Origin of the sequence: Stagnihabitans tardus (assembly GCF_009925085.1) — a bacterium.
In the GTDB taxonomy this organism is placed as follows: Bacteria; Pseudomonadota; Alphaproteobacteria; order Rhodobacterales; family Rhodobacteraceae; genus Stagnihabitans; species Stagnihabitans tardus.
This window is the reverse complement of record NZ_JAABNR010000016.1, coordinates 35,626-56,106: the sequence shown is the minus strand read 5'-3', so window position 1 is coordinate 56,106 and position 20,481 is coordinate 35,626. Positions and strand designations below refer to the sequence as shown.

Annotated in this window: 26 protein-coding genes; 5 read left to right on the top strand and 21 right to left on the bottom strand. The window is 62.7% G+C overall.

The genetic code is table 11. From position 1 onward, the window contains the following. Positions 1 to 27: 27 nt before the first annotated feature. Positions 28 to 324 (top strand): hypothetical protein, encoded by a 297-nt coding sequence (locus tag GV832_RS15730; protein ID WP_168775840.1) that lies wholly within the window; start codon positions 28 to 30, stop codon positions 322 to 324. Between the two features lie 114 nt (positions 325 to 438). Here the strand turns inward: GV832_RS15730 and GV832_RS15725 are convergent, their stop codons facing one another. From GV832_RS15725 to GV832_RS15680, 10 genes are all read right to left on the bottom strand, one after another. After that, positions 439 to 1,056 carry a GNAT family N-acetyltransferase gene (locus GV832_RS15725; protein WP_168775839.1) on the bottom strand — a complete coding sequence of 206 codons (618 nt, stop codon included), beginning with the start codon at positions 1,054 to 1,056 and terminating at the stop codon, positions 439 to 441. After that, positions 1,057 to 1,365 carry a type II toxin-antitoxin system TacA family antitoxin gene (locus GV832_RS15720; protein WP_168775838.1) on the bottom strand — a complete coding sequence of 103 codons (309 nt, stop codon included), beginning with the start codon at positions 1,363 to 1,365 and terminating at the stop codon, positions 1,057 to 1,059. Between the two features lie 91 nt (positions 1,366 to 1,456). Further along, the gene (locus GV832_RS15715) at positions 1,457 to 2,101 is read right to left on the bottom strand and encodes a DUF8835 domain-containing pootine (protein ID WP_168775837.1); all 645 of its coding nucleotides are present in this window, start codon (positions 2,099 to 2,101) and stop codon (positions 1,457 to 1,459) included. Continuing rightward, entirely contained in the window at positions 2,094 to 2,513 is a 420-nt protein-coding gene (locus GV832_RS15710; RefSeq protein WP_168775836.1) for a hypothetical protein, read from the bottom strand. The genes GV832_RS15715 and GV832_RS15710 overlap by 8 nt, the downstream gene beginning before the upstream one ends. Before the next feature lie 80 nt (positions 2,514 to 2,593). Continuing rightward, positions 2,594 to 2,791, bottom strand: coding sequence for a hypothetical protein (locus GV832_RS15705; RefSeq protein WP_168775835.1), 198 nt, complete (start codon positions 2,789 to 2,791; stop codon positions 2,594 to 2,596). 1 nt (position 2,792) lies between these two features. Further along, on the bottom strand, positions 2,793 to 3,170 hold the full coding sequence (locus GV832_RS15700) for a DUF6915 family protein (RefSeq protein ID WP_168775834.1): 378 nt from the start codon (positions 3,168 to 3,170) through the stop codon (positions 2,793 to 2,795). A 10-nt stretch (positions 3,171 to 3,180) separates the two neighbouring features. Beyond that, the gene (locus tag GV832_RS15695) at positions 3,181 to 3,672 is read right to left on the bottom strand and encodes a DUF6878 family protein (protein WP_168775833.1); all 492 of its coding nucleotides are present in this window, start codon (positions 3,670 to 3,672) and stop codon (positions 3,181 to 3,183) included. Positions 3,673 to 3,774: 102 nt separating this feature from the next. Then, positions 3,775 to 4,293 carry a DNA repair protein RadC gene (locus tag GV832_RS15690; RefSeq protein WP_168775832.1) on the bottom strand — a complete coding sequence of 173 codons (519 nt, stop codon included), beginning with the start codon at positions 4,291 to 4,293 and terminating at the stop codon, positions 3,775 to 3,777. Between the two features lie 118 nt (positions 4,294 to 4,411). Next, the gene (locus tag GV832_RS15685) at positions 4,412 to 4,852 is read right to left on the bottom strand and encodes a JAB domain-containing protein (protein WP_168775831.1); all 441 of its coding nucleotides are present in this window, start codon (positions 4,850 to 4,852) and stop codon (positions 4,412 to 4,414) included. Positions 4,853 to 5,004: 152 nt separating this feature from the next. Continuing rightward, positions 5,005 to 6,204, bottom strand: a complete 1,200-nt coding sequence (locus GV832_RS15680; RefSeq protein WP_168775830.1) for a DUF932 domain-containing protein — start codon at positions 6,202 to 6,204, stop codon at positions 5,005 to 5,007. Between the two features lie 222 nt (positions 6,205 to 6,426). Between GV832_RS15680 and GV832_RS15675 the strand changes: the two genes are divergently transcribed. Together GV832_RS15675 and GV832_RS15670 are read left to right on the top strand one after the other, a co-directional pair. After that, a complete protein-coding gene (locus tag GV832_RS15675; RefSeq protein WP_168775829.1) occupies positions 6,427 to 7,347 on the top strand; it encodes a hypothetical protein in 921 nt (306 codons plus the stop codon). 64 nt (positions 7,348 to 7,411) lie between these two features. Next, positions 7,412 to 7,723: a hypothetical protein gene (locus tag GV832_RS15670; RefSeq protein WP_168775828.1), complete on the top strand. Its 312-nt coding sequence runs from the start codon at positions 7,412 to 7,414 to the stop codon at positions 7,721 to 7,723. 72 nt (positions 7,724 to 7,795) lie between these two features. Here GV832_RS15670 and GV832_RS15665 read toward each other — a convergent pair whose 3' ends face one another. After that, a complete protein-coding gene (locus tag GV832_RS15665) occupies positions 7,796 to 8,200 on the bottom strand; it encodes a single-stranded DNA-binding protein (RefSeq protein WP_168775827.1) in 405 nt (134 codons plus the stop codon). A 425-nt stretch (positions 8,201 to 8,625) separates the two neighbouring features. Here GV832_RS15665 and GV832_RS15660 point away from each other — a divergent pair, with 425 nt between their 5' ends. Next, positions 8,626 to 8,946, top strand: coding sequence for an H-NS histone family protein (locus tag GV832_RS15660; RefSeq protein WP_168775826.1), 321 nt, complete (start codon positions 8,626 to 8,628; stop codon positions 8,944 to 8,946). Positions 8,947 to 9,383: 437 nt separating this feature from the next. Here the strand turns inward: GV832_RS15660 and GV832_RS15655 are convergent, their stop codons facing one another. The 10 genes from GV832_RS15655 to GV832_RS15610 all read right to left on the bottom strand — a co-directional run bounded on the left by GV832_RS15655 (position 9,384) and on the right by GV832_RS15610 (position 19,451). Then, positions 9,384 to 9,548 (bottom strand): hypothetical protein, encoded by a 165-nt coding sequence (locus GV832_RS15655; protein ID WP_168775825.1) that lies wholly within the window; start codon positions 9,546 to 9,548, stop codon positions 9,384 to 9,386. 400 nt (positions 9,549 to 9,948) lie between these two features. Beyond that, positions 9,949 to 10,422, bottom strand: a complete 474-nt coding sequence (locus tag GV832_RS15650; RefSeq protein ID WP_168775824.1) for a UCP036055 family protein — start codon at positions 10,420 to 10,422, stop codon at positions 9,949 to 9,951. A gap of 99 nt (positions 10,423 to 10,521) precedes the next feature. After that, positions 10,522 to 12,702, bottom strand: coding sequence for a ParB/RepB/Spo0J family partition protein (locus GV832_RS15645; protein ID WP_112312842.1), 2,181 nt, complete (start codon positions 12,700 to 12,702; stop codon positions 10,522 to 10,524). A 224-nt stretch (positions 12,703 to 12,926) separates the two neighbouring features. Then, entirely contained in the window at positions 12,927 to 13,982 is a 1,056-nt protein-coding gene (repC, locus tag GV832_RS15640) for a plasmid replication protein RepC (RefSeq protein WP_112312841.1), read from the bottom strand. 239 nt (positions 13,983 to 14,221) lie between these two features. Continuing rightward, a complete protein-coding gene (gene repB / locus GV832_RS15635; RefSeq protein WP_112312840.1) occupies positions 14,222 to 15,193 on the bottom strand; it encodes a plasmid partitioning protein RepB in 972 nt (323 codons plus the stop codon). After that, on the bottom strand, positions 15,178 to 16,362 hold the full coding sequence (gene repA, locus GV832_RS15630; RefSeq protein ID WP_227754464.1) for a plasmid partitioning protein RepA: 1,185 nt from the start codon (positions 16,360 to 16,362) through the stop codon (positions 15,178 to 15,180). Before repA ends, repB begins: the two co-directional genes overlap by 16 nt. 323 nt (positions 16,363 to 16,685) lie before the next feature. After that, positions 16,686 to 17,579 (bottom strand): recombinase family protein, encoded by an 894-nt coding sequence (locus GV832_RS15625; RefSeq protein WP_112312836.1) that lies wholly within the window; start codon positions 17,577 to 17,579, stop codon positions 16,686 to 16,688. Positions 17,580 to 17,648: 69 nt separating this feature from the next. Further along, entirely contained in the window at positions 17,649 to 17,984 is a 336-nt protein-coding gene (locus tag GV832_RS15620; protein ID WP_168775823.1) for a type II toxin-antitoxin system RelE/ParE family toxin, read from the bottom strand. Then, positions 17,981 to 18,241 (bottom strand): type II toxin-antitoxin system prevent-host-death family antitoxin, encoded by a 261-nt coding sequence (locus tag GV832_RS15615; protein ID WP_227754469.1) that lies wholly within the window; start codon positions 18,239 to 18,241, stop codon positions 17,981 to 17,983. The genes GV832_RS15620 and GV832_RS15615 overlap by 4 nt, the downstream gene beginning before the upstream one ends. Positions 18,242 to 18,317: 76 nt before the next feature. Continuing rightward, on the bottom strand, positions 18,318 to 19,451 hold the full coding sequence (locus GV832_RS15610) for a tyrosine-type recombinase/integrase (protein ID WP_435531768.1): 1,134 nt from the start codon (positions 19,449 to 19,451) through the stop codon (positions 18,318 to 18,320). A 126-nt stretch (positions 19,452 to 19,577) separates the two neighbouring features. On the opposite strand from GV832_RS15610, the gene GV832_RS15605 reads away from it, so the two are divergent. Next, positions 19,578 to 20,480 (top strand): DUF1403 family protein, encoded by a 903-nt coding sequence (locus GV832_RS15605; protein ID WP_168775820.1) that lies wholly within the window; start codon positions 19,578 to 19,580, stop codon positions 20,478 to 20,480. Position 20,481 lies beyond the last annotated feature (1 nt).

Here is a 20,481-nt window from a genome sequence, read left to right as displayed (position 1 = left end):
GAACCAAGCCGAGAAGGAAGATTCCCCATGGAAGACACCGCCTTTGCCCTCCCCGCCACTCAGAAGCAGATCGCCTATGCGCGGTCGCTTGCCCTGAAAAACCAGACGCTCCTGCCTTGGGAAGTCCAGCAGGATCGCCGCTCGCTCAGCGCTTGGATCGACGCGCAAGCCAGGATGAAGCCGCTTTCCGATTTCGACCGCCTGCCGTCCTCCAAGCAGGTGGCCTTTGCCGAACGCCTCGCCCGCATCAAGCGCCGCGCCGTCCCGGAAGATTGCTTCCGCGACAAGGGGCTCATGTCGAAGTGGATCGACGGGAACCGGTGAGCACAGCACCGGCTGGTGATGCCCTTGCGATCATTCAGAGTTTTGCCATGTCGTAGGTTGGCAAACAGAGCATAGTTGCCAACCTATAGGTTGGCAGATTGGCTCTTCAGAATTTCAACTGCGGTCAAATGCCTGTCCGAGCCGCGCCAGCTCGGTCAGAGCCGCTTCTTTCGTTTGCACGTCGTCCTCGTCGGCGATGAGCCTGCGAACGGTGCTGACAGGCATGAACATTCTCAGCGGGTTCGAAACCAAGGACTGGAACCCGTAGCTCTCGTAGAGCGCCTTGCGACGCGAGACGCGGTCGGGATCTCCGCAGTCGAGCACATCGAGCATGACCACCGCGACGCCAATGGCGTCGGCCGCAACGGCAATTCTCCGGAGGGCATCGACAAGCAGATCGCCGCCAAACCCGCCGCCGCTGAACTTCCGATCCCGCCCGATCATCGAGATGTAAGCGGCGGGAATGTTGCCATGCGAAGGCCGGGTCCGCGCAAACGTCGCAGGAAGATCCGTAAACTGAACCGCGTGCGCATTCAGGGCATAGAAGCCGATGACCGTGCCGTCGGGGTCAACCATCACGTAGAGGCGGACATTATCCGCCTTGGCGAGCTTGTTCGCAGTCTTCTGGAAATAGTTGTCGACTTGCTCGACACCGCAAGAAAAAGCCGCCCGATCATGCCTCGAAGGATCGAACGGCTCGATGGTATAGGCGACCGGTTGCGAAGCGGCCATTTACTTCGACACAACCGTCTCGCGGTGCCGACGGAAGGCTGCGCGCAGGGCCTCGGTCGGCGCCGCCGGCGCATCAAGCGCCGCAAAGAACGCCTCATGATCGACCGGCTGAAGCACCGTCCGGTCATGCGCTGCGATCGTTGCTAGCGCGGCCTGATAGGCGGCATTCATCGTGAAGACGGAATCGTCGACGCCGGACAGCGCCGCCGCCTGCTGGATCGCATTTTTGATGCGCGGCTTGGTCCGGAAATTCATCCGGGCCTCGTTGCGCTCATCGATCGCGCGCGTGGTGTCGTGGAAACCGAGCATGGTCGCCTCCTGAAAAGTCTTCCAACTATGTACGCCACATAGACGTACGTTTCAAGCGTGCGGTCAGAAAAGTTCTTCGAAAGTCGCACCCTCACCCGAACCGCCGCCCTCCATCGGTGAACGTGTACTCGTTGATGATGATCCCTTCATCGACGGCCTCGTCCGAGGTCAGATGGTCGTATTCGGCCTCCAGCTGCCGATAGAGCCAGCGGGCAAGATCGCGCAGCGCCTCCACGACGATCTCTTCACTGCCCTCGGCCGGCGCCTGACCGGTCGGGCTGTCGCGCGTCACGTCGATGGTCATGCAGTATTCGTGATAGTAGCGGCCACGATGGGTCACATTGGCACTGAGCTGATAGAAATTGCGCCGCTGCGCCTCCTGCAGGCGGTCGGTGATGCTGTGAAGGGCCTGATCCTGCGGGGCGTAGGTGCGGATTTCCCGGGCGGAGCCCTTGGCATGCCGGACTGTGGCCTCGTAGCAGGCACCGTCCCCTTGCGAGGAAAACCCCGAGAACCATAAGCAGGGCCTCGCCCGGGTGCCTCCGCCCATCAGCCGGACGGGACGGGTCTTGAGGTCGACCCCGAGGATGTCACAGATGCGCTCGAAATCGTCATAGACCGCGTCCCACCAATCGTCGGTGACGGCGGCTTCGCGATACCAGATGCGGGCCTTCTCTTTGGCTGCGTCGGAGAGTTCCGGGAACTGATAGACCGTGGTGCAAATGGTCTCAGGCATCGGGGTCGTCCCCGTTCAGCACTTTGTCCAGCCAGGTCTGAGTACCGACCCAGCCGATGACCTTGCGCGCGCCGAGGTCGATCACTGTTGCTCCGCCCCCGAACGACCCGAGAATGGGACGTGAGGCTGTGTTAGCGAAGTCGAACCCCCAGAGACCCTGAAGGTCGAGATCTTCGGCAAGGCGCAGGACGAAGGCAACCACGCCGTCGGGATCGCCACTCTCGTCATCGCGGAACCAGAGTTCGCCAGACTTCCCTTCGTCGTGCGGCGAAAGTTCGAAGCCGCGATACTGGGGATCATCTGCCTCCTCGTCCTCTGCGCGGCAGCGCTGCAAGATCGCCATCGCGGCGGCAGCCCTTTCGGGCGTGCCGACATCGAGGAGGCAGGAGAAGTGCGTGAAATAATCGGCCATTGGGCCCTCCAGATATTGGGGCGCCCGGCCTGCGTGGCCGGGCGCGATGGAAACTGTGAGATTGGCGGGTGCAGTGCGGATCAGCCCTGCTGCGGCGAGAGCGCCTGATCCCGAGCAGCCTGGTGGGCGCTGAGCAGGTCGCGGTAGTAGCGCTTGCGCGCCGCGCGCCAACTGCGGACGGCGAGCGTGTCGGGATGCAGTCGGCGGATCGCCGTGCGCAGAACCGTCAGGTTCGATACCTCGGGCGGCAGGCCAAGGTCCTGATAGGCGGGGCACATGTCAGCGGACCTCCACAATGGGCGGAGCCAGATTCGGATCGACCAGAGACTCGATCTTCTCGGCCCGGCCCATCCAAGGCTCGGGTCGGATTGCCTTGGCCCAGTCAGTGAAGCTCGGGATGAAGCCGAGATCTTCGCGGACATGCTGCTCGCCGACCCAGCGGGTCGGGATGATGCGCCCGGTGGACAGCGTGATCGTCGGACCGAAGATTGTCTCCGAGAGCCAAATTCCGGCAGAGTGGTGGAACATCGCGCGGTGACGGAAGTCAGCAGAATGGGCTTTCGAGCTATCGTACCAAGCATGAATAGGCTGGTAGTCGTCGACCGTGCCGCCCCATTTTTTCACCGAGGACAGGGCGTGGTGGTAAGGATGGGCCATCGCATCCTCCTCAGAAATCATGGGTGTAGAGTTCGGACGACGTGAAGCGTTCGTTGAACTCGAGGTGGATGGAACGGGCTGCGGCGTCGAAGCAGAACTCGCCAAAGGCGCCGTCGTTGTTTTCCCAACCGCCGTGGGTGTCGCTCAGGAAGTCATAGGCCAGTTGCTCGACGACATCTTCGAGGGAAAGCTGGCGCATCTCGATCTCGGGATTGTCCCAGGTCAGCGCGGCGTAGCCGATTTCCATGGCGGGGAATTCGACGGCGAGATCGCCGTTCCAGGCCGCGATGCTTTCGATCTGGCCGCTGTCACCCTCACCGTCGAAGGTCACGGTGACATGGGTGATACCGGCGGCGGCAAGCCCGTCGAAAAGCCGGTCGCGATTGGCGGGACGCAGCGCGTCGCTCCGGGCGGCGCGTTCTGCTTGCGCGGCGAAGATCGCCGCGAAATCGACGGTCGAAGGAGGCAAAGGGGCCGCAAGGGTGGGTTCAATCTGGGTCATGGGGATCTCCGGGAAGAGGGGAACGGGATGAAACCGGACCGGGTGCTTTCTCTCGCCCCGATCGGCTCGCCACACCCCCCGCCCTCCTCTGTCTCTCGGTGTTCACGCGGCGATCTGCAGGGCGCGGGCGGCGAAGGCGCGCCAGAGGGGATCGACCAGCCGCGCCTCGAGGAGGTCGGCGCGCTGTCGCAGGCGGGCGGCCAAGTCGGCCTCGCGCCAGTCGCTTGCTCGCAGGGATTGGGCGCGCAGCGCACTCGCCTCGGTGACCACCGAGCGCGCCTCACCGGCGTCCTTAACCGGGTGGCACCAGGCGACGCAGCCCGAGGCGGCGAGACCGGCCAGAACCAACCGATCCTCGCGGTCGAGAACGGCAAGGATCTGCGTGCCGTCCTCGGGAACCAAGGCATCTGCGGCGCTGATCGCGCCCTCCATAGCTTCCGCGAGCGTCGAGAACCGTGCCAGCACGACAGGCGGCGCGGTACCTGACAATGCCGCCGCCGGATGCAGGTTTGGCGTCGTCAGCGCGAAGGACAGGCTGGGATCGAAAGCCGCTGTGGCCAGCGGCGGGGGAAGAGCGGCAAGCGCACCTGCGGGAAGCAGCGGGGCAACATGATCGAACATGGGGGAAACCTCCGGCGGCGCGGGGGCCTCTCCTCCCGCTTCAACCGCCAAAGACAAAACCGCCGCCCTCTTCCTCGAAAGGGCGGCGGCAAGTTCCTGAATGGCGGCAACTGTGCGGTCACATCTTGCCGAGGCCGCGCAGCGAGACCTCGTATCCCGCGCCAACGATGATGTGGTCGTGCAGCGTCAGGCCAAGGAAGCGGCAACCCTTCTGGATTTCCTTGGTCATCGAAAGGTCGGCCTCGGACGGGGTCGGATCGCCGGACGGATGATTGTGGATTAGGATCAGTGCACTGGCGCCGAGGATCAGCGCGCGCTTGATCACTTCGCGCGGATAGACCGGGACATGATCGACCGTGCCAACTGACATCCGCTCGTCGGAAATCAGCCGGTTCTTGCGGTCTAGATAGAGGACGTGGAACCGCTCCTCTGGTCCCCTCACCGTGACGGCACAGTAGTCGCAGACGGCAGCCCAGGAGGTCAGGACCGGGTTGTGGTTCAGATAGCGGCCAAGGATTTCGCGAGCCTCGAGGATCACGGTTTCTTCTTGCGGGGTCATGGGATCGATTCCGGAAAATGAAGGGCAGTTCGTCGCCGGTCTGCGATGCGCAGGCGGCGAGGAGATTGCCGGGAAGGGAGAGGGCAGATGGAACAGCGCGCCCCCTGCCCCGCCGAAGGCGCGGGATCGTGGAGGCGCGACGAAGGCCGGGCTCAGCCGACGCGGTCGAGGAGCTTCTTGGCCCGGCCTTCCATGTCGAGGCGGGCGTCCTGCTGGGTCTTATCCCGCGCAAGCCGGGTGATCCCCTGAACAAAGTCAAAGATGCTCTCGGGCGGCCGATGTTCCTCAAGGAACACCTTTTCGATGATCTTGCTGGTCTCGGCCTTGGAGAAGCCATGCTTTCTCAGGAACTCACCCCGCTCGTCATCGGTCCGCGCCACGATCTGCTGCCGCGCCGCCTTGATGCCGTTCACAAAGCCCTGCGCCGAAGAATTGGCGAAGCGGGTCAGCGCCGGGGCGGCCTCATGGGCAAAGCGCGAAGCGGCATATTTCGAATGGCGGATGGTGATTTCCTGGAAGTCTTCGACGCCCCAGAGGTTCCGGTTCTGACAAACCGCGCGCAAGTAAAAGCTTGCGATGCCAAGGGTTTTCGCGCCAACTTCCGAATTCCAGCAGTAAAATCCCCGGAAGTAAAGGTCGGGCGAGCCATCGGCCAGACGCCCCGCTTCGATCGGGTTGTGATCATCGACCAGGAACAGGAAGACATCGCGATCCGAGGCATAGAGCGTCGTCGTATCGCGGCTGATTTCGACATCGGGGTTGTAGACCCCGGTCGACCAGTCGAGCGTGCCCGGCACTTTCCACCGCGTGTCGCCGGTGCCGTTGCCCGCGATCCGCTGGACCGCCTCAACGAGTTCGTGGTCATGGATACGGCCGTAATCCGGACCGGTCACCGCGCGCAGTTCTGTGCGGCCATCCTCGGTCTCGAAGGTCTTCACCTGCTCGGCGCGATGGGAGGAAAGGCCGTACTGCAAATTGATTGCTGCGAGAGGCGCGGGCAGTTGCCGCAGGTAGGAGGCCGGTGCGCCCACGATGCTGGCGAGCTGGCCGAAGGCCCAATGCGTCGGCGCGACCGGTTCCTGCGCTCGAGGCAGGATAAGTTGCATCCGCTCCGCATTGTCGCGGGACGCCTCGACCCGGATCTCGGGCGTCTCGACGATGCGCGACCGGCTCCGCTCCGACCGCCCCTTCACCGAGGCCCAGAGGTCGTCGAGCGACAAATACCTCTCGTCATCTGGCCGGTTGAACCATTCCGACGAGACGCGCCCGTTCCGCTCGCCCCGGCTCACATCCACCTTGTAGCCACCGGTCTTGCGCGTCTGCACCGGTTCAAGAACTTCCTGAACGCCCATAAGTCACACTCCGCGACAGGTGCCGGAAGCCACTCTCCCAGACCCTCAACCCGTCACCGGAAAACCAGCCCAACTCGGACTCTCGATTCCTGCTGCAAATTGGGACTGACGGTCTCCGTCTGGGCGAAAAACCGGCAGACGCTTGAAGTATGGCCGGGGCTTGCACCCTCTCGCATAAATCCCCAGTTCGAAGAAATCGGGCGGCTTCACGAAGGCGAATTCATGATCGACACATTGACCAAGTTCTTCGAAAGCTACCCGCAGAGCTTCCTGGATACGAACGGCCCCTTCAGGGGCGGGATTTCCCCGGAACTGATGGATCGCATGCTGGAGTTTCGCGATCGGCAGCTGCATGTCTTGTCCTATGCGCACCACTATCGGGTCGACCAGGAAACGGTCCAAATGCTGACCGACCTCGCCTATGGCACGAAGCCTGCTGGCCGCGAGGAAATCTACCGAGAGGCCCAATTCCCGTTTCCGGCACTCCTTGTCGAGTGCCCAGACCCAACCGGTGAAGGCTCCTATGTTGCCCTGACGACGGTGGTGGATAACTGTATGTACACGCAACGCATGATCGTTACCGCCAACGGGATCGTCCCAAGTCTCCTGGTTTTGAAATCCTCGGGCCTGAAAGGCGAATTGATCTTTACCCCTACCTATGAAGCGGCACTGTTGGGACCGAAGCATCCAGAAGGTGAGGCCGCCCTTAAAGGCGAAAGCGAAGTCTGCAGCCACTTCGTGGCGGTCGTGGCCACGATGTGTTCGATGCTGAAATATAAGGGCATGATCGAAACCGAGGAGGTTCAAGCGTTCAGTCGACCTGAGCGGCGGCGCGCCGAAAAGGCAGGGAAGCCGCTTCCCGACACGCTTGTTACCCGTGTTCGGCTGGGGTCCGCTGGCAAGATCCAGCTGAAGGCAACGCATGTAGAGCGGGATACTGATGACCCCTCAGGTAAGAGGCGCGCGCACTGGGTAGCGGGCCATTACATGAAACACATGGCGAGACCTGAAAAGGTGTTTCGTATGCCGCATATCCGGGGCGCCGGTCCCGTGATTCCGCAGACGCGCCGAGTTGAATTGCCCGAGATCGCAGATCAACTGGCAACGAAGGAGCGACTTGCGACCACGGGTGAGGTCGAATAGCCAGCGGCAGCTTCGGGCATCACTGCCAACCTCCTCCTACACGATCGTTCGGCCCGCCAGGTTGGTGTCGGACAAAGAAACCGACCGCAATGAGGCATTGCAAACCGTGGAACTCAGATATCCGATCAACCTGATGGGGGCAGAGGGCGGCGCCGAAAACGGCGACGTCGTGACCCGCGACGGTGAATTTCTTGGAACATGGTCCTTTGCAAAGAACGAAGCCGAGGAGACCGGCATTTTTCACTTCACCGCAGATGGTGAGGCGGAACCGAGGTTTTCCGAGAGCGTCCCGTTCCTGACCAGCGGATTGCTCACCGGTCAGGCTATGAGCAATCTGTGCCGATCCATACGAGATTGGCACGAGGGGCAGCCGTAACTCGCATCTTGGCATCAGCGGCAGCTATTCTGGCCCGGCGGGCATCCCCGCCGGGCCAGGTAGTGGGTCGGCTCAGAAGCCGACCTCGTCGTCGCGATCGACCAGTTCGGGCGCATCGCCCTCGGCCGCCTTGGGGCGGCTGAGGAAGTCGATCTTTTCGGCGATGATCTCGCAGCCGTAGCGGTCGACGCCCGCCGCATCGGTCCACTTCGTGTAGTGGATGCGGCCTTGGACCAAGAGCTTCATGCCCTTCTCGCAGTTCTCGGCGACCGACTTGCCGAGGCCGTTGAAGCAGGTGATGCGGTGCCATTCGGTGTCCATCACGCGGTAGCCGTGCTCGTCCCGGACCGCGCGGCCTTCAGAGAGGCGCGGGCGTGAGGTGGCGAGGGTGAAGTGGGTGATCTTCGTGCCGCCCTGGGTGGTGCGGGCCTCCGGGGCCTGACCGATGTTGCCGGCGAGGATGACGATGTTCTGCATGGTGGTTCTCCTGGATTTCGCTGAAGGGGCCATCCCTTCGACAAGACCCGTCAGAAGCCTGTCGGGAGACGTCCGCACGGCTGGGCCATGGACCAGGCGGAAACCCCCGAGGGCCCGGGGTGGCGCGGGCAGCCCTGGCACGGGGCAACACGGCCCGGGCAGGAGTTGGGGTTGCGGGCAGGAAACCGAACAGGCTTAGGGGATTGTCCGTCGAAGGGGAGGTGCCTCAGCCGGATCACAGGGGGAGAAACCCAAGCAGACACGTTCAGATCGATCTCATCCGGCAATATCAGGCCCAGGGGGAACCATCCCGGAAAGGGAGAGTGGGATCACCAAGCCCAACCAGCCCCCCCTGCCCCGCTCGTCTCTTGCCGCGCGGTCCTTGCACGATTACGGCTGCTGCATTGGATCAACCGGAGCACCCGATGCCTGATTTCAACCTCGCGGTCCTGTCGCTCGCCGATCTGCGGGAATTGCAGAAGTCCGTGGCCAAGGCGATTTCCACATTCGAAGCCCGGCAAAAGGCGGAGGCCCGCGAAAAGGTCGAGATGCTCGCCAAGGACCTCGGCTTCACCTTGGCCGAACTGACGGCCCTGGAGGAGCCGAAGCGCAAGCGGGCACCATCGACGAAGATCTACCGGCACCCCGAGAACCCGACCCTCACCTGGTCCGGGCGGGGACGCAAGCCGGGCTGGTTCGCCGCCCATGTCGATGCGGGCAGGGACCCGGAAGAGCTGCTCGGCTGAGAAAGCCGTGGCGACGCGCTGCCGCCTTGGCGGGGGTCATGCAGGCCCCTGCCCTGCCGGATCGATGCCCCTCCAATCACGGTAGGCCCGGGCCTCATGTCCGTGTGCTTTGCATTCGGCACAGAAGCAGGCCTCGAAACCCGTCGACGGTTTCGTGCCGACGAAAACCGCAGGCCGCCCGCATTCATGGCCAAAGGTGCCAGGCTCCGCGTTCACGCAGCGCGGCCAAAGACCGCCGAGCGCGGCAACGGGACGAGAATAGCCGGTTGGAAAACCATAGGGAAAGCAGGTCGCGGCCATGCGCGATCTCCTTGCTTGCGCTGAAGGGAATGCCGACCTTGCGTCGGTGCCTTGTGCCAGTCGGCGTGTACGACGGGCAGGCGAAGGGCCCGGGATGCGCAGCCGCGCCGCCCGGGCCTTTGAGAGAGACGTGGGGATTAGCCCCACGGGTCGTGCTCTCCAATCACCAAAACCTCGTCACCGTCGATTTCATCGGCGGGGACGGCGCCATAGGAGCCATCCCCAGCCTGGAAGACCACGATGGCAACCATCAGCGTGGCGGCGAGGCTGGCGGCGTAGGCGTGTGCATCTTTGCGGGACATCTTTTCGGCTCCTGTCTGGGAGGCGGAGGACCATCCCCCGCGCGACAGGACCCCGAAGGCCCGAGACGGTCTGACATCACCGGGTGCGTTCGGGCATGCCCCGAATCCGCCCGGCGGCACGGGTTCACCCCGTAGTCCGAGCCCTTGTGGCTTGATCTCGAAGACCGGCCTCGGGCCAAGGAAGGGACGGGCGAGCGGGGGATGGTGCTCTGGCCACAGGAGCCGCCAAGATTGTCCGCATTCTGTGGATGCTCAGCCCGCCAGCCTTGCAGCCAGGATGAAGGTCAGAGCGATTGACCTTGGGGATGGACCCTATGGTACCCTGCCCCCGATGCCGGGGACAGGGTCATGTTGGGAGAGCACCGCCCTCGGGCGGGCTGATGGTTTCTTTCGCAAAGGCTCAGGCGGCGAGGTCGACCTCCCCTGCCCCACCGTCGTCACTGTCGCCGACCACTTCCAGCCTTGCGTTGCGATAGCCCTCCCGGGCGATCCAAAGCTCGGCGGCGGCCCTATTGGCCGCGAGGTGCAGCAGCTCGCTCGTGCCGCCGAAGTCGAGCAGGATCTTCACCTGCCCGGGTTGCGGCACCTCGACGACTTCGAAGGCCAATGTGCTGTCGGCGGAATGGCTGCGCATGATGGTGACAAGGATAATGCCGTCGGAAGAGAAGTTGCCCTCGTGCAGCGTGAAGGAGGCGGGCGCGGTCCAGGTTTGATGGGGGCGCGGCGGTTCCTTCTTCACAAGGCGGCCGATGCCGTTCGACCGCTCCCAGGCAGCGAGCTTCTTGGTGAAGCGCGCGGGCGGTTTGGGGCTGCCGTCGGAGTAACGGACCAAAGCACCCAATGGCGCGGTGTCGATGATGGAGTTTGCAGACATGATTCCTCACTCTGAATGCGAAGAAACGCACTCATTGCATTGATATTGTTTGGTTTTATGTGAAGTGCGGGCGGGTTTCCCCGCCCCCGAAGCTTCAGATCACTCGGCGGCGATCATTTGCGCCGTCTCGGGCGGCAGATCGGAGACGAGGAAGGCCGGAAGGTCGATGTCCTCGAGGGTTTCGACAGGGTCTGCGGTCAAGTCGTCACGATCCCCCACGTCACCGCCCTGCCCCTCCGTGCTTGCCTCACCCTGCAGCGCAACCAGATCGGCACGGCGCAGGACCTCCGGCAACCAGCCGCTGCCCTTGAGGAGCCGCTCGGCCTCCGTGGCCATCTCGGTCTTCTTGAGATGGTCGATCAATTGCGCCGCGCCTTCGCCCTTCGCCTCGCGCACAGCCTCGACAATCCGGACCTTGGGCACGCGGGAGAGATAATTTTCCGCCGTGGGTTCCCAGCCCGCTTCGACCATGTCGAGATCGACGGCCTTTGCCAGCATGTCGGCATGCTTCATGCGGCGGGTGAGACCGGAGGCCGAGATGCCCGCGCCATAGGGGTTCACCCGCTCATGGAGCGCGTTGACGCCTTGGGAGAGGCAATGGGCCAAGAGCGAGAGACGGCTCGCGGCATCAAGCGCCGTGAGATAGTCCCAGAGCCCAGCATCATCGCCCAGAGGGAGCTCGGTCTCCCATGCCGCATGACGCTCCTCGATGGCCTGGGCCACTGCGCTGTCCTTCAGGTCCGGCGCCTGCGCGGCCATGTAGACTGGGCGCACCGAGGCCTCGAGGCAGGATCCCGAGGACGACGACGTGCGGAAGGTGTCGGTCACTAGCTTCAGAAGCAGAAGGGTCAGGGCCACCTCAGGCGACCGCCCCAGGGCCTCGCGCAGCGCAAGGGTGCGGTGGGCTGTGAGTTCCATGACCAGCCGCTCGGGCAAGGGCTTCAGCGCGCCGTCGTCTTCCTCGTCGGGCAAGGCCGAGAGGGGCTGACCTGCCGAGGTAATCACCGTGCCATAGGCGCTGATTGCTGCGCCCTGCCCGTCCGACGCGCCATGGTCGATGCCATCGTCTGGGTTGACCCCGGTCTCGATCGGTGCCTCGTCTTCGGGCCGCACATAGCCACGATGGAGGACCAGCTTGCCCTCACGGTCGAAGGTGACGAAGACCCCTGCCCGCCCGATCTCCACCGGATCGAAGATCACGGGCCGGGTCTCCAAGGCTTCCATTGCATCGGCCAGTTCGCTGAGACGAGCGTCAATGTCCGCGGGGATTTCGTCGGCTTCGGACCACTCGGCGTCGAGTGCCTGGTATTCGGCGAGAAGCTTGGCATGCTCGGCTGCCTCGGCCTCCGACATCGCCGCAGCTTCGCCGGACAGACGACGCAGCCCATAGCCGAAGCCGTAGGGCAAGTCTGCCGCAACCTCGACCCATTTCCAGCCCTCGGCGACGAGCGCCTGAGCCACGGCCTGCAGCTTCTCGCCGACGAGGCGCTCCAGAAGCGCGACGTCTTCCAGCCAGCCGCCATCGTCGCCCTGGAAGAGATCCCGCGCCACGGTCCCGCCCGCCGCTTCATAGGCCTCGATGCCGACGAAGACCGCGCGGCGATCCGACGCGCGGACCGAGGTCTCGGTCAGCATGCGCCGGATGGCGTAAGGTTCCTTGTTCCACGAGCCCTTCACCGCCTCCCAGACTTGCAGCTGGCGCGCAGTATCCGACGTCACGGTAAAGGCCATGAGCTGCTCCAGCGTCATGCCGTCTTCGGCATAGACGTCGAGGAGGGCAGGGGCGACGGAGGTCAGCTTCAGCCGTTGGCGCACGACATGGGGCGTCACGAAGAAGGCAGCCGCGATCGCCTCATCGCCGAGGCCCTTTTCGCGCAAGGCAGCGAAGGCGCGGAACTGGTCGAGCGGGTGCAAAGCGACGCGCTGCATGTTCTCGGCCAGCGAGTCATCCTCGGCGAGGATCGCGGACCCGGCGTCCCGCACGATGCAGGGGATCGGCGCGGTCTTGGCCAACCGCTTCTGCTTCACCAGCAAGGACAGCGCCTGGAAGCGGCGCCCACCGGCCGGGATCTCGAACTTGCCGGTCTCACCGCCTGCCTCATCCAGCACGGGCCGGACGTTCAGGCTCTGCAGGAGCCCACGGCGGGCGATATCTTCCGCCAGCTCCTCCACCGACATCCCGGACTTGATGCGCCGGACGTTGGACTGGCTCAACACCAGCCGGTCGAAGGCGATATCGCGCGAGGGCGACAGGGTCACATTCTGAGCAGCTTTTGCCATCAGACCATCTCCACGACGGGCGCCGGAAGCCACTCTCCCGATCTCATTCACCGTCACCCTTCACCTGCACTTCTCTGACTTTTCTTCGTATTGACGCGTGTCGCGCAAACTTGGGTGAGACATGGTTGTCTTTGACCAGCGCATTAAGTCGCCACTGGGGGAGCCGCGGTAGTCAAAATGAGGGATGCAGCTGGTCTTCGTAGCAATGTCCACCGCGGTGGACATCACACAGGCACAGACGTCGAAACCGAAAGTGTTGCCAGAATGGCTGATGGTCTGAAGCTATCGGCCCTCTTTCCAAGCGTGATGCTGTGGAAATAGGCTGCGTAGTTTCTAACCCGAGTTCCAAGTTGCAGGAGGATGAAGATAGCAGTTGCTGTGCGCCTAGAACCCACTCGCTTGCTGGCTTCGTTGAAGGTGCCCGGTTGAATACCCATCATCGGCGCGAGGTTCTGTGCATGTCTTTCGATGTCGTCCCATGTTCGGAGCCCCGCTGGAGCGAATGCCGTAGCTTCTCGGCAAATCGCGGTCAGCGTTGGGACGGAGGGAAGCAGATCGCTCTCGACTCTTTCAGATTCTTTTTTTTCTTTTTCGGACTTAGAAAGGTGCCGGACAGTTTGACCGTCATTGGCGGGCAGTTTTGTTGTAATTTTAACGTCCACCACGGTGGACATTTGACCAAGATGGTTCGTGACCTGATCCAGCAGGCAACGATATTCGTCCACTGCCAACTTGCGTCGCATCATTCTGCGAGCGTTTTCTGAAACGGCGCTTCCGGGTTCGATAGTGTCGATATGAGCCAGACCGACGAGAATTTGTTTCCGCAGGAAGACCTGATCGCGGCGGGTCTCTTCGAGTTCTGCGGCAGCATCAAGGAAATCACCGGCGCGTTTCAATAGCGGTGAAAGCGAAAGGCCAAAGCTGACGACCCGACCATCACGCGAGCTGACGCGATAGCGCTTTCGGTTTGGGCTGTCGTGGCGCTCGATCATCCCAAGATCGATGAAACGGTCGATGTGACGACGAAGGGTCCGCTCGTCGATACCGCCGACTCTTCGGCAGATCTCGAAGTTCGATGCGAACACAGTGTCCCCTTGCCCTGGCCGCAGGAAGCTGATGAGGGCCTGCAGGGTCTGGATATGCCCCGGCTTCAGTCCGAAGACACACCTTGCATCGCGCAAGGCTCGAAAGACCGCCCAGATGTCGGGAGGCGTACAATTCTCATGCCGGTCGCGCTGTCTGGCGCCGGCGGTACTTGTGGAAACCTGAGTGAATGCCATGTTTGTTGAACGACGGCCACGTCGGCCCATAGCTTTCCCGGCCTCGCGCACGATTTCTCGTGCAGAAGGCAACAAAAATCATGTCCACCGAATCGGCGACTCTTGACCGGTATGTGGGAGATTGCTACATCATAGGTGCAAATCGATGATGGGCTCTCCGAGGGAAACCTTGGGGGGCTCTTTCTTTTTTGGCCTTCGCTACTCTCCTTCTGCTCGCGTTACATGTTTAGGGGCAGGGATCAGTCTTCCTGCCTTCGCTCTTCCAGCCATTTCTGGAAGAGGTCACGAAGCGTGGCTTCGGCGCGTTCCTCCAGCCAGAGGCCGAAATCTGGATTGTCCTTGCGGTTGACTTTAATCCCGATGGACTTGGCGTCGACGGAGAGGGTCGCAACAACCTTGCCACCCTCATCCTTCACCGTGGAACTGCGTCCCTGCGCTGAGAGGCTTGTTGAACTCTTCGCAGCCCGCTGACAGGCACTGTACACAGTCTGGAACCTGTCGATGCCGGTAGCGTCTTGGGGCAGGGCAGCGAGGGCTGCTCGCGCAACCTCGGTAAGGGGGACCTTTGGGGCGAGAGCTGCAAGATCACCCCACTGACGCCGCCCGGTACCATGCGCCGGGCCGATGAGTCTGATCAACTCGTCGGGAAGTTGTTCGATTACCACTCGGTGATTAGAGATGCCTTGCCTCGTCAATCCAAGTGCGTCCTGGATGACGCCGGGCTTATATCCGGCTTCTTGCATCTCCTTGATGAACAAGGCTTTCTCAATAAATGACGGATCTAGGCGGAGGTTGTTCTCTTGTCCTTGGGCGATCAGCGAAGCGTCGTCATCCAAAGTCCGGACGATTGCCTTGACCGGTCCGCCAACTTTTCTAATCGCGGCAAGTCGCCTGCGCCCGTAAACGACGCGGTAGCGATCCGGCTGGTCAGAGGGCCGAACCATAATCGGGACCTGCTGGCCATGCTTGCGGATGCTTTCGGCTAGCAAGTCGATACCGTCGTCTTCGAAAGCCAGCCGGTCCCGCAAGCCATCGACCTCGATCTGATCAGGGTCAATATCTCGGATGGAGTTGGCCGTGATCTCTCGAAGTGACTCTCGCAGGCCGCCAACGGATCCGCCAAGCTTTGTCGGTTTTGCTGGGGCAGGGGACGAGGCCACGTCCACAGGAGGTTGGTTGAAGATATTTCGGCCCATCAGCGTCGACCCCATGCCATTTGAATCGTCTGCTCAAGCTCGTCCGCGACGTTGTTCACGCTGCTCATGGCCCGGTCGATCGTCTTGCGGATCAACTGGCTCGGATCGACTTCATATATCGTCTGCTGCGTCATTCCGGCGTCCGAAATCGCCGTGGACTTCAGCATAGGTTCCGTCATGACTTGGCCAGCCAGGATCGAACGCAGATACCCTGCCATCTGCGTCTGCGGACCATCTGATGGTTCGTAGCGTGTGATCAGGAACTTCACAAAATCCCAGGCCACCTTTCGCCCGATCGCCTCTTCGACGGTCTGCACGGTCTCTGAAGCAAGTTTTAGGAACTGGCTCATCGAGGCGATATCGAGCATCCCCGGCACCACCGTGACCAAAAGTCCTGTCGATGCTGCAAGAGCAGTCAGGGTCAGGAACCCAAGCTGCGGCGGGCAGTCGATCAGCACCAGATCATAAACTGCGGCGACTTCGTCGAGCGCCAGCGACAGCCTTTCGGCAAAGATAGGCTGCACGCGACGCGCCAGGGCATTCGCCGTCTCGGTTTCGTACTCCGACAGGAGCAATCCAGCGGGTACCATGTCTAGGTTGTGGAAGTAGGTCTTCTGAATGACCGATGAGAGCGGCACTTTGTTTTCATAGCGCAGGGCGTCGTAGACAGTGCCGCTTTCTGCAAACTCCAGCTCGGGCCGGATGCCGAAAAAGGTGGTCAGGCTGGCCTGCGGATCAAAGTCCAGCGCCAGCACCCGATATCCTCGAAGGGCGAACCTCTGGGCAAGATGGATCGTGGCTGTGGTCTTTGAACTGCCGCCCTTGAAATTGACGACCGAGACGATTTGAAGTCGATCGCCGTCCCGGCGGCCCGGCAAATACGCGTCAGCATTCTTTCCGGTCCGGGCAAGGATGTCGCGCAGGGTGTCGATCTCTTCAGCTGAGTAGTAGCGATGCCCACGTCCGTCAGTGAAGACCTCCGGAAAGCTCCCATCCTTATGGCGGTTGCGTAGATTCGACGGGCTGACACGAAGCAGTTCAGCCACCTCCGTTGAACTGAAGCGCCGCAGCGACTTGCGTTCCTCCGGTTGAAAGGCAGCCCGCATTTGCCGGTTCAAAGACTCGGCCAAGCTGTCCGCAAATGCACCGATGTCGGCAGTGCCAACCCCGCGATTGAGTTTCATGCCTCGATCAGTCATTCACTGCCCTCAGGCCCCTACCAGGGCTCTTTCTGATTTTGACGGCATTAAGCCGATCTGACGCGTTTTGTCGTCAGAACCGAAATGACATGAACGCGTGAGTCCATCAAGAAGAATCTACATATGGTGGAGAAAGTTATGCACATCCCTAGCGAGCTTCAACCGAGTGCGCGTGTCCTGTGATCCATAGTCGAAACTGCAAGTGAGCGTTCAAGCTCTTCACCTTCGGTCGCCGCGTCAGAACGGCGACCTTGGAGTCCATGGCGTCTTAAGCCGGCTCGCATTGGCAGTTCGAAAGGTCGCCCAGATCACCGGAGTGTTGAAAGCAGCCCCAGTTTCTCGGCCCGCCCCAAGAGCATTTTCACCGATGACGGCTGCCAGTTGGTCCGCCCGCGGGGCGTACGCTCGCGCATCGCTTCCAGTCGAGTGCAGATCGCCTGAAGCGTGATGTCGGGGTCCGCGCCCTTTATGGCGGCGACGATGGCGGGCAGGCGGTCGTCGGTCTCGCGGCGGCCGGCGCGGGCGAGCACAGTCTCGAGCAGAAAGCCGTCGCGCACATAGGCGTTCACGGCACGTAGCAGTCGGCTCTGCGTCCACTGGCGCTCGCGGGGTAGGGGGCCGTTGACGATGCGCACTACGTCTTCCCAGGCCATGTCGGGGCGCAGGCGGCGGACATGGGGAACCCAGTCCTGCGCCGTCTCGTTCAGGCGCTCCATGTAGCCGTCCTGTCGCGCCAGCCGCACCTTGCGCAGCGCCGCCGGATCCCGGGCGCGCAGGCCCGGATTGCCGCCAACCCGGCCTTCGGTCCGTGCGCTGGCCAGGCCGGCCTTGGTGCGTTCGCGGATCAGGGCGCGCTCGAACTCAGCGGCGGCGCCCAGGACCTGGAGGGTGAACTTGCCCTGCGGCGAGGACGTGTCGATCGGGTCCATGATCGAGCGGAAGAAGGCGCCTTTCGCCTCCAGCCGCTCGATCACTTCCAGCAAATGCGAAAGCGACCGCGCCAGACGGTCGATGCGCACCACCACCAGCGTGTCGCCCTTGGCGATCCGCTCGAGCACGCGGGCCAGCACTGGCCGCGCGCGGTTCCCGCCTGATGCTTGCTCCTCATGGATCTCGGCGCAGCCCGCAGATTTCAGGGCCTGCGACTGGGGCAGGGGGGTCTGATCCTCGGTTGAGACGCGCGCATAGCCGATCAGGGGCATCAAAACAGGTCGTTTGCAGTTGCACATACCACTAATAAACGACCGAATGCCCGCGGCATCGTCACATGTTCAGGTGTCGGATCGCCCGAGCTGCGCCTCCACCTCAAGTCCCGACTTAGCGATCTGCTGGTTGACGTCCATCCTACCGTCAAAGATGAACAGGACGTAGGCGACGTCATCGCGCAAGGTGTAGAAGATGTTGTGCCGGCGGCGAAAGATCAGTCTTCGTATTGCGCGCGGCGCATGCCAGACATGGCCAATCTCAGGCTGTGCGCTGATGGTTTCTCGAATGAAGCGGTCAATGTCGCGCTGGAACTTGTTCGCGAGCGCTTCGGACAAGTGCCGGTCATGATCCCAGATTGCCCAAAGGCAATCCTCGGCGCTTTCCGTCAGGAAGACTTTCATACGTCAGCGATGCGTGCCTGGAACCGTGCAAGGCGCTCTTCAGCAGAGGCATCTGTCAGTTCCCTAAGACGCCCGGCTTCAAGATTTGCCAGTCCGGCCGCAATCCCGCGGTCGATCCGCAGAAAAACCAACTCTTCCCAGTCAGCCACCGAAACCGTGACAGCAACCGGCCGATCCTTCTTTGTCAGCAAGACCGGTCCTCGTTGCGCTGCGTCGATGAAGCGGCCAAATTCCTTGCTGGCAACGGTTGCGGACATGGTTTTCACAGCAGACTCCCTGTTCGTGGTCCGGATTATACGGATAATCCGGATGAATGGAAGACTCATGAGGCCGTCAGAGCCCCGCGGCTTTGGTAAGATTCACCCGGAACCTGTCGCGACGCCGCTGGTAGCGGCGAGTCATCTCGGCCGAAGCATGTCCGAGCTGCTTCTGGACGTAGCGCTCGTCTACCTCGGCGCTGGACGCGAGGCCTGCGCGCAGGGAATGTCCAGAGAAGAGCCGGATGCGCTCTACCTCAGGCAGCTCTGGTCTCAGGCCGGCGTTGTGGACACAAGCCTTGATCAGCCGGGCGACATGCTTGTCGGATAGGCGTTCGGACGTGGCCTTCAGCCCATTGCGGCTGACCGAAACGAAGATCGGGCCAAAGTCTATCCTGGCGTAGTGCAGCCACTGGCTCAGAGCATGCACCGGGCAGGTCTGGTCGGACGACCCGCGAGCAATCTCCACCTCACGCCACCCGGTCTTGCCGCGCAAGGTGAGAAGGACGCCGTCGTCCAGGATTTCGGCCCATCCGCCGCTATCGGGCGTGTCGTCTTTGCCGTGATCCAGAGACACGATCTCTGACCGCCGCAGGCCGCCGGCAAAGCCGATCAGCAGGATCGCCCGGTCGCGCAGGCCGCGCAGATCGTGGGGCAGGGTGGCCAGCATGTCGCTCAGATCTTCGGGCAGGATCGCTTCCTTCTGCACGGGGGGCCGGGAATGCCTGCGCCGGATACCCGCCAGAACGCTGGCAATGTGGCGGTCCTTGCGGTCCAGCCGTTCTCCGCGCTGCGCATAGCCCCAGGTCAGGCCGGACAGCCGTCGCTCTATCGAGGAGACCGAGAGGGGTCGAGACGCCGGCTGCGGTCGGGAGGCCGACTGCGACGGGGCCTTGCCGCCCGGCGCTGCCAGATCGGCGATGTAGAGCCCGATCAGCTGGGGCGACGAGGGGAGAGGGTCCGCGCCGCGCATCCGGCACCAGCGGGCGAAGTGGGCCCAGTCATTGGCATAGGCCTTCAGCGTGTTCTCCGACGCCGCCTGACGCGCATAGTCTCGCGCGGTTTCCACCAACCGGTCGAGCGTGCCGGAGCCTGCAACATGGGAGGGCAGGGAAATCGTGGTGTCGACTGGTCCGGCGCGCTCGTCCCTGTCCTGGGCATCTGGGCCATTTATCCTGTCTGAAGCTGATTTCTCGGGTGTTTCTTCCATGTTATTAAGCATACTCTCCTTGTGTCCGATAATGCAAGATTATTGGACATAATTGAGATCAGAAAGCAGCGGCGTTTTTGGCGCAATGTTCTAGCCAAAAGCGCCGTTGTGAAATAGCGTGACCGCATGAGAAAATCCCGCATCAAGCCATCAGAACCCTTGCCGATGCTGACACCGCTGCCGGGCTGGATCACCGCGACGTCGCCGGAAACGCTTGAGATGGCCGCGTTCCGGTCTGGGGCCGCATTGGCGCACATCACTCTGGCGACGACCGCCGACCATGTGCCTCAGGCGCTTTGGCGTGAACGGCTGGCGCTGGCGGCGGCAGAGGTTTCAGCGGGTATCGCGGGACGCCGCGAAGGGGCCGGTGCGATGCGTGATGCGCTGCATCTCACCAAGGCGGGCGATGATCCCGGCCCTGCGGGAAACATCTTGCGGCAGTGGTCGCGAGCAGTGTCACGGCCGATCTCGGTCTTAAATCTGGGCCGCGCGCTGGAGGGTGTCGCGCCGGAGCGGATTGCCCTGAGCCTTGACGCCACCGGGCCAACCCCGGTGGACCGAGCGGCGCAGGTCATCGAAGCCGTGCTGGAAGACAACCCACGGGGCGAGATCGCTGCCCTGATCCTGGCGGATGCGGTGCTGTCGCTGGCCTTGGGGCGAGATCATCTGCTGCCGCTTCTGGGCCCGGTGATGACGGCGCGCGACCTGCGCCTGCGAGGCGACGACCTGCGCCTTGCCTGCCACCGTTCCGCTGTAAGGGGGGTCGGCCAGGCTCTGCCCTTGGCGGGCACTCTGGCGCGGGCGGCGGCACGTCTGCGTGCAGCGGTGCCGAAGCTGCGGGCCAAGGGGGCCGCGCGGGCGGTGGAAATGATGCTGTCGCAGGATGTCTTGACCCCCGTGGCGCTCGCCCGGGCGATCCCGGAAAGCCTGTCGGACCGTGCCGCGCGGCGGCTTTGTGAGCGGCTGGTGGAACTGGGTGCGCTGCGGGAACTGAGCGGGCGCGACACCTTCCGCCTTTACGGGGTCTGAG